The following is a 14,775-nucleotide window of genomic DNA, read 5'->3' as shown; positions in this document are numbered from 1 at the left end:
GGCGGCCTCATTCGATGTCATGGGCTGCCGTGCGCTCTGCATAGCTGCCGTGGTTGGCTACGTGACGGTTCATCAACGGGCGAAGCGGGGTGTGCCCCAGCACCTCGATCAGCCCGCCCGCTGCGAGGAAAGCGTCCAGGTCGTCGGCCAACTGCTGCCGGTCGAGTTCCCGGTGTCGGATCGTGGTCGCCGCGTCACTGACACCTGTAAGCGGGCCTGGCGTGCAGGTCGGCTGCACCCGGGTAGGTGCAGCGCGCAGCGGAGCGATCGCATGTTGCGTGTGGCTGGAGAGGCGCCAGATGCCACGCACGCCGGAGCGGTGGCAGATGGCCTGGCCGCTGCGCGCCAGCCCCTTCAGCGTGTAGCCGATGGCCTGGTGGGTGCTGTTGATGCGGCCAGCGGTCTTGATCTGCTCGACCGTGGCGCCTTGCGGGAACATAGACAGGACCCTGCGCACTTCGGCAGCGCGGCCGGTCTGCTGTGGACGGGCGCTCATGCCTGCGCTCCCGTGCACATGTCGCGCATAGCGCAGCCGTGATCGAGGACGCGCGACGAATGGTGCGCGATCGCGTGCGGATTGTTGGTCAGGACGAGCGTGTCCTCCAACGGATACGCAGTGTGTCCGTCCCAGTCGTCCAGGACCTTCTGCAGGCCGAAGTGTGCGCGCAGATCCTGCGCGTTGGTGGTCTTGCCGCAGCGCTGCGGCCCGTAAATGACAACAGAACGGCTCATGCCGAGATTCCTCGCGTGCGGCGCGTAGCGCGGTTGATGGGGGTGGTCGACCGAACCCGCACGCCCTGGCGGTCGAGCCAGCGGTGCGCGGCCTGCGCGGCCAGTCGGTTGAGGGAAAACGTGACGCCGCCGAGGGTGAGCGCGTGGTGCGATACCCCCACGCTCCGGCTGGCGCTGGCGGCGACCTTCAGGAGCGACGCGCGGGGCGCGGCGGTGTAAAGGCCGGCCCATAGCCAGCCCTGGCAGACCATCAATACGAGTGACTCGCCCTGATGGCCGGTGGCGAATTGCTGCTCCACTGGCAGCGTGGTCTGCACGCTCATGCCGTCAGTGCCAAGTCGCGGGCCTTGGCGATTTCTGCCTCGGCGGCGGCGATGCCGGTGGTGGTCAAGGTCGCCTTGCGCGGCAGCTGCGGATCGTCGTACCTGATCAGTACGCGCTCATCCAGCCAATTCATGACGCGGCGCGTGAACAGCTTCTCGGGGCGGTTGCGGGGCGCGAATCCGTTGGCGGTACGGTGGAGGGTGAGGTCGGAAGCGCCATGCGCTGCGAGCAACGCGGCTTTTTCCTTCGGCTTCAGTGGAGCGGCCATGGGCAGTTCTCCTGGTTAGGCAGCGATAGGCGTGGAAGGGGAGGCGGCCGCGATCTCGGCCAGCACCTCGCCGCGATGGCGGGCGAGCAGCGAGATCGGGATGCGGAGGTGTGCAAGGCTCGAATCGGTCCAGCGCAGCTCGGCCAGCGCGGCCTTTTCCATCGGTACCGGACGCGTGGCGAGGCCACATCGATAGCATTCGATGTGCAGCAGCGGCGGGCAGGGCGCGCCCAGGCGATGGCCGGTAGGGGCGCCTTCGGTCACGACGAGTTGCGGTCGATGGCCGGACGCGCACAGGGGCACTGAGTCGGGAAGCGGGCGAGCGGTCTGGCGCATGGTCAGCCCCTCACCGAAGTGCTGAGCGTCCAGCGCGCCTTGGCCGCATCACGGTCGGCGTTCGCCTGGTTGATCTCGGCGATGCGTAGCGGTACGACAACCGCGGCCAACAGCGCGACAGCTGCCCAGGCGAGGCGGAGACGTCGGCTCATGCTGCACCTCCGCCAATCTCTTGCCGCATTGCCCGCAGGCTTTTGACAGGAAGCGCTTCATCCAGGAGTTCCGCGCAGTCGGCGCATGCGTACTGCGCTCCGCCGCCGCCGTCGATGTCGATCCCAAGCACCCAGCCCTCGCGCCCGGCGAGATCCTCGCAGTCGTCAGCGCTCTTAGCGCCCGGGCTGTTCTCATCACAGTTGAAGCACCACAGGCAGTGGTTCTTCGATGCAAGCGCGCTCATGCCCGCACCTCCGCAGACATGTCGCGTGAGCAGGCTTCCAGGCGAAGGCTGGCAACGCCCATGCGCCGGGAGCGGCGCAGCTGGTTGCGGCTGTGTTCGCCCTTGCTACGAACCCACAGGGTCCGGGCGGTGCTGTGATCGCGTGCTGCCACGGCCCGCAGGGCCTTTACGGCCAGCAGCGGCAGCAGGCAGGGGCTTGGATCGGCGTAGCGATGAGACATGGCGCGCTCCTGTTCGAAGGAGGGCGCCGGCGGGTCAATGGCCGAGGGGGCGGCTACTGCCGGTCAGGGGAGGGGCCGGCAGGGTGGCGACCCGCCGGTCGCCCGCCAGCTGCACAGCTGGCAGGGCGGACTCTACAAACAAACTTGCGCGCCCGTCAACAAGAAAACTTGCGTAATCGCGGTTGGAGCGAATTTGTGCCGGCCAGGAGGGCTGTCCTTGCCGCAGCTGAATGCGCGCTCGAATGCTAACCTCCAGGCCTTCTATGGAGGGAGGAGAGGTGTATGGAAGTCTTCTTCAGCACACTGGGCGCTCTGGGCGTCTGGCTGGTTGCCTTAGCCGTGCTGGCATTGGTGGTTATGGGGTTGCTCATGCCTTTTGCCGTGTTCGGCATCAAGCCGCTACTGCGGGTGCTTATCGAGGAGCAACGCAGGAACAATCGGCTGCTGGCTAGGCAAGGGTTGCGGGACCAGGGAATTGAGGCAGGGGACGTGGCAGGCGTGGCCACGTCCAAAGATGACCGTGAGCCACAGACGCTGCAGGACTTCATCCGGGAACGTGGCGGGCATAGTCCGTAACTGTCCTCGTCAAGGGTTCGGCAGCACTTCAGCCATGTTCTTGATGAGCCCAGTCTGCTCAAGCGGGAAGCCCTCCATGATGGCTTCCCTTGCTTCTTCCATCTCGCAGAGCAACGCACCAAGCTCTTGCGCTGTAAGGTCGGTTAGGCGTTGCCTCAGAATCAGGTGCTGGTCGACTAGCCAGCTCAGCTGGAAGGCTTCACATAGCAGGCGAATCCTGCGGATGTACGCGAAGGCGATGGCGTCATTTGACGCTGTCGCGTGGCACTGTCGTGGGCACCTTACGTCGGGCGGCCGTGCCTGCTGCCGAACTTTGCTAGCGAGTGCCTGCGCGAGAGCTTCCAGTGCTGCCGCTTCCTTCATGATCAACCCCCTTTGAAATCTGGCGCTTCCGCAGGTGTGCGGTGAAGTCGACCACGTTGTCTGGCGTAACTGCCTTCTCCTGACGGGCGGCCAGGTAGTTGTGAGCCAAGATGACAATCGAGGCGTCACTCGCGTCTTCTGGATCGAATGAAGACCCGAGCGCAAGGCAGGCTAGGCGGACAAGTTGGTACGACGCGGCAAGCGTAGGGGCGTCGAGTTGCACTGGTTGAGATTGTGCAGAACGGGGTGCTGAGAGGGCACTGAGCGGCTCGCCCTTGTCCCAAGTCAGGAACTGCTCAACAGACATGCCGAACGCGCGCGCCAACTCCGGGATGTACCGGGGACGGCGGGTTGGAGTGTCCAACAGTTGCTGGATGTGCTGGTACTTCACGTTGGGTGCACCCGCTGCGCGGACACGGGCTGCAAGAGCCTCCACACCAAGCCCGTGGGCCTCCATCAGGCCCCGTGTGATTTCACCTATCAACATGCAAGCAATCTTGCACTGTTGATTCGCAAGAAAGATTGCGCTAATTTACCGCAAGAATTCTTGTGACCGGGCATTCCATGACCCCTCTGCAACGGGCTATTGCGATCTGTGGCACCCAAAGTGAGCTGGCTCGTCGGGTTACCGGCAAGCCCGCCACGGGCTACGTCTATCACTGGCGCAAGAATGGTGTGACCGAGGAGGTGGCGATCGCCATTGAGCGGGCGGTTGCGTCGGCGATGGCCGAGAACCAGGACGCAGCGCTGCGCGCCGATACCCTCGGAGGAAAGGTTACCGCCGAAGAACTGATCCCGGGTGTCCGCTGGGAGCGTGATGCTGCCGGCGCAATCGTGGGCTATTTCAAGAGAGTCCTCGGATCGGTGGGGGGCGTTAATGCCAGCCCGTGATCCTGCCCTAAGCATCGCCATAGCTCGCTTCGGTTGGGCTCGCGGCCACCAACACTACCGTCTGCGCTTCATTCGGCAGCAGCTCCGCAAGGGCGGGGTGATTGTGATGCTGCTTGCGATTACTTTCCTTCGGGTGATCGAAGTTCAGGGGCGCCCACAGGACCGCAACAACGCCGCCAGTCCCGGTCCGAACGTCGAAGGATCGAATGGCCTGAAAGCGCATGCGCCGAGGGAAGCTGATGATCTCTGGCATAGGCGGAATTTTGCGGGCGGCACTGGCCGGCATGGAACGATGAAATGCTCGACATTTCAGGGGGAGGGCGCATGACCTGCCTCCGCTCTGACCTGTACTGGCGGGATGCCCTGCACAACGCAGTGGCCCGCGCCCCAGGTGGTCTGCAGGATGCGGCCGCACACATCAGCAAGCGTAGGGGCAAGTCGATCTCGGCAGAGACGCTGCGCAAAAAACTGCGAGGCATCGATGGTGAGTCCATCTCCATGGAGATGGCCGAGATCCTGACGGACTACCTGCAGCAGTTCGTGGTCACGCAGGAGATTGCCACCGACTGGGTGTGCTCCCTCGCAGGTCAGTACGACCTGATGGTGGATTACGTACCGCCGCCACCCGAGGGTGGTTGGCCGAACGAGCTGGCCGCGATACAGGCAAAGCTGCTGGAGCTGCACAAGCTGACCGGCGCGCTGGCTGGCGCCGGTATCGACGCTATGGCCGACCAGCGCTTGACCGTCCCCGAGGCGGATCGAATCCAGGACCTATCGCGCGACGTGCGCAGGCTCTGCTACCGACTGGAGCGCAATGCCTGCCGTGCTGCTGGTAAGCAGGGGATGGAGGACTGACGTGGCAACCCACCACGCCCATCGATCCCGATATCGACGGCGTGGCATAGCCAGCGCATCTGCGCGGCAAGCAATGGAACTGGCCGCCTTGGCGCTGACTGACGCGGTGCCCGGGTTGGTAGGTGAAGAAGCATTGGCGGAGCGCGAGCGCATCCGCCAGCGACAAGAGCAGCAAGACAACCGGCAGCACTGCCTGCCTTTGGGGAATCCAGATGTACCAAGCAAGCACTGATTCGGCCCCATCCCCCCGGGTGGCTTGTGAAAGGCCGCGTGCTGCCCGCGCTACTGAATCTGCCCTGGCATTGCGAGCCATTCGCGATACCAGCGATGGGTCCTCCCTGGGCCTGACGGACGCGGGTATTCGGACGCGCATTTCCTGGGTAGATAGCGGCTCGGGAAACTACTGAATGTCTGAGAACTATGGGGATGTGCTGCAGCAGCTGCAGTCTGCCGGCCTGCTGGTCACCGAACTGGACACCACCGGGCGCATGGTCCGGTGCCGCGTCGAAGGTTCACGCGAGCGCCGGGGCTGGTACGCGCTCCACGAACTGAACACCTCGGCCGGCGAAGTGCTAGTCGTCGGCACCTACGGCGTCTGGCACGGAAACGAGAACGGCGCGACCAAGGTTGATCTGCGCAAGCGCGATAAGACCTTCTCCGATGAACAGCGCGAAGCGCTGCGCAACCGGCTGGCCGAGGATCGTCGCAGGGCCGAGTCTGCTCGCCAGTCCCAGGCGAAGCGGGCGGCCGAGCGTGCATCGTCGGCCTGGGCAAAGGCGAATGCAGTCGGCGAGGCTGACTACCTGGTCAGCAAGGGCGTGCAAGGGTTCGGTCTGCGCTACGGCACCACCGGTGCCGCACTTGTGCCGTTGCTCGATGTGAACGGCCAGGTGCATGGCCTGCAGGTGCTACGCAGCGCGAAGCTGGCCGCCGCAGGACGCAAGCCGGCCAAGGAGTACTGGCCGGCAGGCATGGTCAAGAAGGGCCACTTCCACCTGATCGGCGGAAGCCCGCAGTGGATCTTGCTGGTGGCCGAGGGCTATGCCACTGCGGCCACGCTGCACATGGCGACGGGTTATCCGGTAGCCGTGGCATTCGATGCTGGCAACATGCTGGCCGTCGCCTCGGCTCTGGCGAAACGCTATCGCAGCATCAAGATGCTGCTGTGCGCCGACGACGATGTGCTGCAGAAGTGCCGGCACTGCAAGAGCCGCCTGGTGCTAGCCGACCATCCGCAGTTCTGCCCATCGTGCGCGCAGCCGCATAGCGCGTCGAATGCCGGCCTGCTCGGTGCCGAGGCCGCAGCACTGGACGTGGGCGGAGCGGTGCTGCACCCAGTATTTGCCGATGAGTCTGCCAGGCGTGAGCGCTTCATCGACAGCGGACGTAAGGTCAGCGACTTCAATGATTTGCACGCCCAAGAGGGCCTTCACGTCGTGCGGGCGCAGGTCGAGGCTCGCCTCACGGAGCTTTCATGGCGGGTGCCTGCAGAAAAACGCGCGCCTTCCATCACCAGCGATGGGGGCGCGGGGAATGATCGCCTGGCACCGATCCACTCGTTGAGCGAGTTGCTTGAGCGCTTCGCGCTTGTTTATGGTCAGGGCGGCACGGTGTTCGATCACAAAGAGCACATGCTGGTTGCCTTGGGCGACATGCGCGATGCCTGCGTGCGCAAGGAACTGCATCGGGCGTGGATGGAGCACTCGGATCGGTCCATCGTGCGTGTGCGGGAAGTGGACTTTGACCCGTCGTGCGAGAAACCCGGGGTGACGTGCAATCTCTTCGCCGGGTGGCCGACCGTACCGCAGGAGGGCAACTGCGACCGGCTGTTGCAGCTGCTCTGGCACATGTGCGGAAACGAGGCCAACCAGAAGGCGCTGTACGACTGGGTGGTCAAGTGGCTCGCGTACCCGCTGCAGCATCCTGGCGCCAAGATGAAATCGACCATCGTCATTCATGGTCCGCAGGGCACCGGCAAGAACATGTTCTTCGATGAGTACATGAAGCTCTACGGTGACTACGGTCGCGTGCTTGACCAGGCGGCGCTGGAAGACAAATTCAACGACTGGGCAAGCCGTAAGCTGTTCCTGCTGGCCGATGAAGTGGTTGCACGCACCGAGGTGTACCACCTCAAGAACAAGCTCAAGGCGCTGATCACGGGCGACCGCATCCGCATCAACCCGAAGAACATCCAGGCCTACGAGGAGGACAATCACGCGAACCTGGTGTTCCTCTCGAATGAAGCGATGCCGGTCGTTCTGGAAGAGGACGACCGGCGCCACGCGGTGATCTGGACGCCGGAGAAGCTGAGCCTGGAGTTCTACACCGAGGTGCTGGCCGATATCCGCAACGGCGCAACGGCAGCGTTGCACCACTACCTGCTGCAGGTTGACCTGACCGGGTTCACCAACGGCACCCATCCGCCGATGACCCATGCGAAGGAAGAGCTGATCGGCTTGAGCCAGGACAGCCCGCAGCGCTTCCTGGACGAGCTCTACGGCGATGACATTCCCGGGCTGAAGCCCATGCCGGCGCTCTCGAAAGAGTGGTACGAGGTCTACAAGGCCTGGTGCGCGCGTGAGGGCTTGCCGCGCCCGGCACCGTCACCAAAGTTCATCAACGCACTGGTGCGCAAGCGCCAGATCATCCACCCCGATCGGGCCCGGAAGCGCTACCAGATCGAGCAGACCGTGAACGGGCCACATGGCTTCCTGATGCTCGGCGATTGCACGGTGCCTGACGGGAAGACAGAGGCAGCATGGCTGGGCGACCAGGTCGTGTCCTTCCGCCGCATGTACTCCGACTACAAGGGGCGTGCGTGATCACTATGCCCATTGACGTGCGGGGAGTGCGGGACGTGCGGGCAGATGTGCGGGCATTGAATTGCCGTGAATCGCTTGCGGCAGTAGGAGTGTGCGGGACGTGCGGGCATCGGCCTACATGGGCGGGCGCGGGTGCGAACGGGTATCGCGCTGCAAAACCGCAATGCGTCTCGCGTGCGTATGTGGGTGACCGCACATCCCGCACACACAGCACACGCCTTGTGCCACGTCGATTCGGCGGCTATCGCATCCCGCACACGCCACCGCACAGCCCGCACATGCTCACGCGCGCGCGTTTTTCCGCTTTAACGATCTTCGAAGGAAATGGAGTAGGGGGAATCAATGGCTGAGGAAGACGTGACGATCACTGGCAAAGAGCTGGCCTCGCTGATCGGCTGTAAGCCGTCCTACGTGGTAGAACTGAGGAAGAAGGGCAGGGTGGTGGTCGGTGAGGGCGGCAAGGGATTCCTGAAGGCCGCCTCCCTGGAGCTCTACGCTCGCACCGCAGACCCGGTCTATGCCGGTGTCGCCCAGCGCCACGCAGATGAGCGCGGTAGCGCGCTGGTGGGGAGCGGGGAGGGGGGCGATGCTGTAGACGCCGACGTCGATGACGACGAAGAGGATGGCGACGACGACGATGCCAAGCCTTCACGGGTAGGTCGGCCCCAGACCCCAGACTCCGCGCGCAAGGCCAAGGCGCTGGCCGACAAGGCAGAGACCGACGCGCACATGGCCCACATCGCGCTGCAGAAGGAGCTAGGGCTACTGCTGCCGCGTGCGGACGTGGAGGCATTCCTCGCTGAGCATGCAACGACGTTCCGGGGTGCGATGGAGCGCCTGGCCGACACGCTGGCGCCGCAGCTCGCCGCAACGCTGGATGAGGCCGGTTGCCGGCGGCTGGTCTGGGATGAGGTGAGCCACGCCCTGGAAGAACTCAGCCAGGGCTTCCGCACGTTGGCGGCCAAGGCAGCGGAGGCTGCGGAATGATGGAGGCACAGAGCTGCCTGGCGTCGGTGCTGGCGCGCTCGCTGCAGCCGCGGCGGCCCATGAGCGTTTCGCAGTGGTGCGACGAACACATGCGCCTGTCCACCAAGAGCGGCAGCAAGCCCGGGCGCTGGGTGACGGACCGCAACCCGCCACTGCGTGAGCCGATGGACAACATGTCCGCCCGTAGCCCGGTGCATGACCAGGTCTGCATGTTCCCGATCCAGTTCGGCAAGAGCCAGCTGGCGACCAATTCCATGGCCTACTGGATGGACTATGCGCCGGGCCCGATGATGTATGCGCTGCCGGGTGAGGTGTCCATGAACAAGTGGATCGCCCAGAAGCTGAACCCGATGATCGAGGTCTGCGCAGCAGTCAAGAAGGCGCTGACCAGCACCGCCAGCCGCGACAGCGCGAACCAGCGCACGTTCAAGGACTTCGCTGGCGGCCAGCTGTTCGTGGAGCACATGGGTAGCCCGCAGCGCCTGAAGTCCTCGACGGTGAAGTACCTGCAGGTGGATGAGATCGATGAGGCGCCGCAGCAGCTCTCCACCGGCGACGATCCGGTGAAGATGCTGGACGGCCGCACGTCGTCCTTCCCGACCACCTACAAGCGCCAGTACATCAGCACGCCTGGCATCGCCGGACTCAGCCGGATCACGAAGCTGTACGACAAGAGCGACCAGCGCCGCTATCACGTGCCGTGCCCCCACTGCGGCCATTACCAGGCGCTGCAGTGGAGTGGCCTGGTGTGGTCGCCCGATAAGACCCACGCGTGGTACGCCTGTTGCGAGTGCGGTGTCGCCATCGAGGAACACTTCAAGACCGAGATGATCGCCAACGGGCGCTGGGTCGCGGCCAACCCTGACTCGCCCATTCGCGGCTACACCATCAACTGCCTCTACTACCAGTTCGGCCTGGGGCCGCGCTGGTTGGACCTGGTGAAGGAATGGCTGGAGGCGCAGGGCGATCCCGCTTCCCTAAAGACCTTCGTCAATGATCGCCTGGCCGAGACGTGGGAAGACCCGGCAATGCGGGCAGTGAAGCACAACGTCATCAAAGATCGTGCCGAGCCCTATGCGCTGCGTTCGGCTCCGCAAGGTGTGCTGGCTATCACCGTAGGTGTGGATACGCAGGACAACCGTCTTGCTGTTCATGTCGTCGGCTGGGGACGGGGTATGACCGCATGGACGCTGGACTATGTGGAGCTGCAGGGCGATCCGGCCGAGGAAGCGGTTTGGGTAGCCCTGACCGATTTGCTCAACCGCGCAATCGAGCGCGAAGATGGCGCGCTGCTCCGGCCGATGGCAGTGGCCATCGACGCTGGTGGCCACCGCACCGAGGCCGTCAAAAACTACGTCCGTCAGCGGCGCATCACCCGACCAATGTGCATCTTTGGTGCTGTACCCAACAATGCTCCCGTGCTGTCCAAGGGCAAGCTGGCTGACGTCACCTGGAAGGGCAAGACTGACAAGCGCGGCATCACCATCAACCACGTGGGTACCGTTGCAGCCAAGCACTACCTCTACAGCCGTCTGTCGGCTGACGCCGAGCGTAAGCCCGAGAATCGCATGGTCCACCTCAGTGACCAGCTGCCGGATGAGTTCTTCCCAGGCCTGGTGTCGGAGGTCTACAACCCTGTCAAGAATCGCTTTGAGAAGAAGGTGACCCGAAACGAGCCGTTGGACACATGGGTGTATGCCTACGCGGCGACCCATCACCCAGAGGTCCGCATCAACCGCTTCACGCGTTCCGATTGGGACCTTTTGGAACAAAGGCTGGCTGCGCCGCCAAGCGTGAACGTTTCACGCGAAACGCAAGGTGCTGCGTCGGAGGCCGACACGTCCACTGATTCCCGTGAAACATCGAGTGTGCCTCGCCGGCAACGTCCCGCGCAGCCTCGCAGCACGGGGAGGCAGTGGTGAGCAGGAACACAGTCCGAAACAAAGTACGAATCAGTGAGCTGACGGAGGAGCTCGCGGTCGGCGCCGCGCTGCGCCTGCGATGTGATAGCGACGATATACGCAGCGTTGTGGAGGCAGTTGTGGCCTACCTTGTCGAAGAGTACCCAGCACAGGATCTGTACATCCCCGCCAGCATGCAAATCAGTGCCTACCCTGTGGATGAGATCCGAAAAGGGATGCAGGAACAGGAGTCTGTACGGTCGCTGTGCAGGAGGTTCAGGATTGACAGACGGACGCTGTACCGCTTGCTTGATGAGCCTTGCGCCAATGAGTAGGGGGTGCGGGTGAGTTCCCCGAGACTCACCCGCACTTGATCAGGAAACTTGCATCCATGATCTCGCGGATGCCTCACTGATGAGCTGGACCACAGACGATGTGCAGAGGCTGAAGGCCGCCATCGCCAGCGGCCAGTTGTCCGTTCGGCATGGTGATCGTCAGATCACGTATCAGTCCGTCGAAGCCATGTTGACGGCTTTGGACCGCATGGAAGCTGAGGTTGCCGCCACGACGGCTGGCCGACGGAAGTCGGCCACACGCCGCTACCGCTTCACGACGCTGAGGGGCTTCTGACATGGCGGCCTCGCTGCTGGACAGGGTCATCGGCGCCATTTCTCCGCAGGCAGCCCTGAAGCGTCACCGCGCCAGGGCAACGCTGGATGCGGTACGTGCCTACGAGGGCGCTTCGCGCACTGACGGTTGGCGTGTTCGTAGGGCGGGGGCCAGCGCGAACACCGATCACCTGGCAGACGCCCGCGAGCTGCGCAATCGAGCTCGGGCGCTGGTGCAGAACGTTCCGTACTGCGCGCGGTCCCTCCAGGTGCTGGTGAGCGCAACGATCGGGACCGGCATTACTCCCAAGGCCGAAGGCCCAAACGCTTCCGCGCTGGACGTCCTGTGGGGTCGCTGGGCCGATGTGGCGGATGCTGATGGAAAGTCGGACATCTACGGCCTGATGGCTACCGCGTATCGCGCGATGGAGCAGGACGGTGAGGTCATGATTCGCCGCCGCACCAGGCATCAGTCGGACGGTCTCGCAGTCCCGCTGCAGCTTCAGGTACTGGAGATCGACTGGCTGGACGGGAACAAGAACGGGTCTGCGTCGGGCGGTGGTCAGATCATCAACGGCATTGAGTACGACGCGATCGGTCGGATTCGCGGCTACTGGTTATTCGGAGCGCATCCCGGTGAGGCTGTGCGTGGCTCCGTACGCTTGAGCAGTTCGTTGGTGCCGGCATCCGACATCATCCACCTGTACAACCCCGTCCGCCCCGGGCAGGGACGCGGCATTACGCGCTTCGCCCCGGTGATCGCGCGAGTGCGCGACCTGATGCTGTACGAAGACGCCGAGCTGGCGCGGAAGAACCTGGAAGCGCGGCTTGGTGTGATCGTCAGTGGCGACATCGACTCGATGTCCAACGCGGACGATGACGGCCCTTCGCAGCTCGGCTCAGATCGCAACCAGGTCACCGACCTTGGGCCACTGCCCAGCGGTGGCGTCACCCACATCACTGGTGCCACAGCCTTCCAGACTGTCGAGCCAAAGCCGGCAGGGGGCTACGTCGAGTATTGCAAGTTTAACGCGCACATCATTACTGCTGGCATCGGTGTCCCGTACGAGTCGGCCACCGGTGATATGCGTGAGGTGAACTTCTCTAGTGCCCGCATCCGGCAGATGGAGTTCCGTCGTGATTGCGAGCAGATGCAGTGGCTGGTGCTAGTCCCGCAGATGTGTAAGCCGATCTGGCGCTGGTTTGACGAAGCAGCTGCGCTCGGCGGTGGGGTGCGTTCCACGGGAAGCACTGCCGACTGGAGCACGCCGCGCTGGGACTACGTCAACCCCAAGCAGGACATCGAATCGGAAATCGCAGCGATGGGCGCCGGTCTCAACTCGCCCAGTGAAGCGCTGCGTCGGCGTGGCTACGACCCGGATGCGGTCTACGTCGAGATGGGCAAGGACTTCAAGCGGATGAAAGAGACCGGCGCCCTCGGTCTGATGACTTTCCTTCAATCCAGTGGCGCCCGGACCGGCCTGGTCGACGCCTCAACAACCAACGAGGAATGACCATGCCCCAGCCAATCCAGGCTCCGACGCAGGACGGTACGACACGTCTCATGCCCCCGCAGTTGCGTGAGGCCGAGCTGCAGCCGACCAGCTTCGATAGCGAGGCACGCACGATCGAACTCCAGTGGACCGCCGGTACCCGGGTGCGCCGCTACGACTGGTGGAATGACACGTACTACTGGGAGGAGCTGGTCGTTGATGAGGCTGCCTGCAACATGGAGCGTCTGTCGTCTGGCGCTGCGCCGGTCCTGGACAGCCATAACACCTGGGGTATCGGCTCACAGATGGGAGTGGTTGATCGCGCCTGGCTCTCCAATGGTGAAGGCCACGCCCTTATCCGTCTCTCCGGTCGCGAGGAGCTGGCCGGCGTAGTCGCCGATATCGGTGCCGGAATCATTCGCAATATCTCGGTTGGCTACACCGTGCAGCGCTATGAGATCGAGCGCGCCGTCAACCCCGGCGATTTGCCGATCTACCGCGCGGTCGAGTGGACGCCGAGCGAGATCAGCTTCGTCACTGTGCCGGCCGACCCGGCAGCAGGTACCCGCAGCAATCAACCCGCACAGGGGACCCCCTGTGTATTCACCCGTAGCGCATCGTCGCAGGAGCACACCATGCCTCAGCCCGCCGCCCGCGCCGCCGAATCGGCGGTCCAGCAGGAACCCATCAACAATACCCCGGCTCCGGCAGCGCCGGCCGCAGCTCAGGCTCCGGAAGGTGACACGCGCGCAGCCGACATCGTGGAGCTGGCAACCCGCCACGGCCAGACCGAGCATGCAGCTGGCTGGATTCGCGCTGGTCACTCGGTCGACCACGTGCGTGGCCTGATCTTGACCACGCTGGAGCAGCGCGACGCCGCTGCTGGCGGCAACATCAACCGCATCAGCGTCACCGAGGACGAGCAGGATCTGCAGCGCTCCGCTGTGACGCATGCGCTGCTGCACCGAGCCCAGGTGATCGATCCCGCAACCAAGCGGATCTTCGCGCTCACCGGTGACAATCCAGTGCGCGGCCTGACCCTGATGGACCTGGCCCGTCGTAGCCTGGAGCGCTGCGGCGTACGCACCGATGGCATGGCGAAGCTGGAGCTGGTCGGCCGCGCGTTCACGCAGAGCGGCAGTGACTTCCCGGTGCTGCTCGAAAGCACGATGCACAAGGCGCTGCAGGCGGCCTACGCCGTTGCGCCGGACACCTGGTCCCGCTGGTGCGTCACCGGCACCGTCAGTGACTTCCGCGAGCATTCGCGCTACCGCGTGGGCAGCATTGGCAACCTGGACAAGCTGACCGAGGCTGGCGAGTTCAAGAACAAGAAGATCCCGGACGGCGAGAAGGCAACCATCACCGCTGGCACCAAGGGCAACACCATCAACCTGACGCGTCAGGCGATCATCAACGACGACCTGGGCGCGTTCCTCGGCTTGGCGACCGCCTTCGGTCGTGCCGCAAAGCGGACCATTGAGGCCGACGCGTATGCGTTCCTCGCCAGCAATCCGAAGCTGGATTCCAACAAGGCGCTGTTCCACGCCGACCACGGCAACATCCTGGCGGCAGCAGTGCCGAGCGTCACCTCGGTCGACGCGATGCGCGTCCAGCTGGCCCAGCAGAAGGACGTCGGCGGGAATGATGTGCTGGATCTGTCGCCGGCACTCTGGCTCGGTCCGACCAAATACGGCAGTGCCGCGCGTGTCACCAACAAGGCCGAGTACGACCCGGACGCTGAAGGAAAGCTGCAGCGCCCGAACGCGGTGCAGGGTCTCTTCCGCGACATCGTCGACACCGCGCGCATCAAGGACGACAAGTGGTACCTGTTCGCCGATCCGAACGACTGTCCGGCCATCGAGGTCGCATTCCTTGATGGGATCACCGAACCCTTCCTGGACTACGAGGAAGGCTTCACCGTCGACGGTGTGCGCTGGAAGGCCCGCCTCGATTTCGGCATTGCCGCCCTCGACTATCGCGGCGTGCAGCGCTGCGGCTGAT

General features: G+C 64.1%; 19 protein-coding genes. 9 read left to right on the top strand and 10 right to left on the bottom strand.

Translation table 11 applies throughout. The annotated features are described in order from the left end of the window. Positions 1–7 precede the first annotated feature (7 nt). The 8 genes from HLA98_RS00800 to HLA98_RS00765 all read right to left on the bottom strand — a co-directional run bounded on the left by HLA98_RS00800 (position 8) and on the right by HLA98_RS00765 (position 2,278). On the bottom strand, positions 8–496 hold the full coding sequence (locus tag HLA98_RS00800; protein ID WP_057500282.1) for a hypothetical protein: 489 nt from the start codon (positions 494–496) through the stop codon (positions 8–10). Next, positions 493–732 (bottom strand): hypothetical protein, encoded by a 240-nt coding sequence (locus tag HLA98_RS00795; protein WP_057500283.1) that lies wholly within the window; start codon positions 730–732, stop codon positions 493–495. The genes HLA98_RS00800 and HLA98_RS00795 overlap by 4 nt, the downstream gene beginning before the upstream one ends. Next, entirely contained in the window at positions 729–1,055 is a 327-nt protein-coding gene (locus tag HLA98_RS00790) for a hypothetical protein (RefSeq protein ID WP_057500284.1), read from the bottom strand. The genes HLA98_RS00795 and HLA98_RS00790 overlap by 4 nt, the downstream gene beginning before the upstream one ends. Further along, positions 1,052–1,324, bottom strand: a complete 273-nt coding sequence (locus HLA98_RS00785) for a hypothetical protein (RefSeq protein ID WP_057500285.1) — start codon at positions 1,322–1,324, stop codon at positions 1,052–1,054. Before HLA98_RS00785 ends, HLA98_RS00790 begins: the two co-directional genes overlap by 4 nt. A gap of 15 nt (positions 1,325–1,339) precedes the next feature. Further along, on the bottom strand, positions 1,340–1,588 hold the full coding sequence (locus HLA98_RS00780; RefSeq protein ID WP_232015562.1) for a hypothetical protein: 249 nt from the start codon (positions 1,586–1,588) through the stop codon (positions 1,340–1,342). Positions 1,589–1,662: 74 nt separating this feature from the next. Continuing rightward, positions 1,663–1,812 carry a hypothetical protein gene (locus HLA98_RS00775; protein ID WP_153856539.1) on the bottom strand — a complete coding sequence of 50 codons (150 nt, stop codon included), beginning with the start codon at positions 1,810–1,812 and terminating at the stop codon, positions 1,663–1,665. Further along, positions 1,809–2,057 (bottom strand): hypothetical protein, encoded by a 249-nt coding sequence (locus HLA98_RS00770; RefSeq protein ID WP_057500287.1) that lies wholly within the window; start codon positions 2,055–2,057, stop codon positions 1,809–1,811. Before HLA98_RS00770 ends, HLA98_RS00775 begins: the two co-directional genes overlap by 4 nt. Beyond that, the gene (locus HLA98_RS00765) at positions 2,054–2,278 is read right to left on the bottom strand and encodes a hypothetical protein (protein WP_049400533.1); all 225 of its coding nucleotides are present in this window, start codon (positions 2,276–2,278) and stop codon (positions 2,054–2,056) included. The genes HLA98_RS00770 and HLA98_RS00765 overlap by 4 nt, the downstream gene beginning before the upstream one ends. A 282-nt stretch (positions 2,279–2,560) precedes the next feature. Here HLA98_RS00765 and HLA98_RS00760 point away from each other — a divergent pair, with 282 nt between their 5' ends. Continuing rightward, positions 2,561–2,854, top strand: a complete 294-nt coding sequence (locus tag HLA98_RS00760; protein WP_057500288.1) for a hypothetical protein — start codon at positions 2,561–2,563, stop codon at positions 2,852–2,854. A 9-nt stretch (positions 2,855–2,863) separates the two neighbouring features. On the opposite strand, the gene HLA98_RS00755 is transcribed toward HLA98_RS00760, so the two are convergent. After that, positions 2,864–3,217, bottom strand: a complete 354-nt coding sequence (locus tag HLA98_RS00755; protein WP_057500289.1) for a hypothetical protein — start codon at positions 3,215–3,217, stop codon at positions 2,864–2,866. Between the two features lie 564 nt (positions 3,218–3,781). Between HLA98_RS00755 and HLA98_RS00750 the strand changes: the two genes are divergently transcribed. Beyond that, a complete protein-coding gene (locus tag HLA98_RS00750; RefSeq protein ID WP_057500291.1) occupies positions 3,782–4,108 on the top strand; it encodes a helix-turn-helix domain-containing protein in 327 nt (108 codons plus the stop codon). Positions 4,109–4,115: 7 nt separating this feature from the next. Here the strand turns inward: HLA98_RS00750 and HLA98_RS00745 are convergent, their stop codons facing one another. Further along, positions 4,116–4,361 (bottom strand): hypothetical protein, encoded by a 246-nt coding sequence (locus HLA98_RS00745; protein ID WP_129550546.1) that lies wholly within the window; start codon positions 4,359–4,361, stop codon positions 4,116–4,118. Positions 4,362–4,405: 44 nt separating this feature from the next. Between HLA98_RS00745 and HLA98_RS00740 the strand changes: the two genes are divergently transcribed. From HLA98_RS00740 to HLA98_RS00710, 7 genes are all read left to right on the top strand, one after another. Then, a complete protein-coding gene (locus HLA98_RS00740) occupies positions 4,406–4,963 on the top strand; it encodes a hypothetical protein (protein ID WP_232015561.1) in 558 nt (185 codons plus the stop codon). Positions 4,964–5,370: 407 nt separating this feature from the next. Further along, a complete protein-coding gene (locus tag HLA98_RS00735; RefSeq protein WP_057500293.1) occupies positions 5,371–7,785 on the top strand; it encodes a DUF5906 domain-containing protein in 2,415 nt (804 codons plus the stop codon). 342 nt (positions 7,786–8,127) lie between these two features. After that, positions 8,128–8,772, top strand: a complete 645-nt coding sequence (locus HLA98_RS00730; protein ID WP_057500294.1) for a hypothetical protein — start codon at positions 8,128–8,130, stop codon at positions 8,770–8,772. Then, a complete protein-coding gene (locus HLA98_RS00725) occupies positions 8,769–10,694 on the top strand; it encodes a phage terminase large subunit family protein (protein WP_057500295.1) in 1,926 nt (641 codons plus the stop codon). Before HLA98_RS00730 ends, HLA98_RS00725 begins: the two co-directional genes overlap by 4 nt. A gap of 393 nt (positions 10,695–11,087) precedes the next feature. After that, positions 11,088–11,303 (top strand): phage head-tail joining protein, encoded by a 216-nt coding sequence (locus HLA98_RS00720; RefSeq protein ID WP_057500296.1) that lies wholly within the window; start codon positions 11,088–11,090, stop codon positions 11,301–11,303. Between the two features lies 1 nt (position 11,304). Further along, on the top strand, positions 11,305–12,795 hold the full coding sequence (locus tag HLA98_RS00715) for a phage portal protein (protein WP_057500297.1): 1,491 nt from the start codon (positions 11,305–11,307) through the stop codon (positions 12,793–12,795). 50 nt (positions 12,796–12,845) lie between these two features. Further along, on the top strand, positions 12,846–14,774 hold the full coding sequence (locus HLA98_RS00710; protein ID WP_232015560.1) for a prohead protease/major capsid protein fusion protein: 1,929 nt from the start codon (positions 12,846–12,848) through the stop codon (positions 14,772–14,774). Position 14,775 lies beyond the last annotated feature (1 nt).

It is taken from the genome of Stenotrophomonas africana (assembly GCF_013004645.1).
Taxonomy (GTDB): Bacteria; Pseudomonadota; Gammaproteobacteria; order Xanthomonadales; family Xanthomonadaceae; genus Stenotrophomonas; species Stenotrophomonas africana.
Note: the sequence above shows the minus strand (reverse complement) of the source record. Positions and strands in the feature narration are given on the sequence as shown.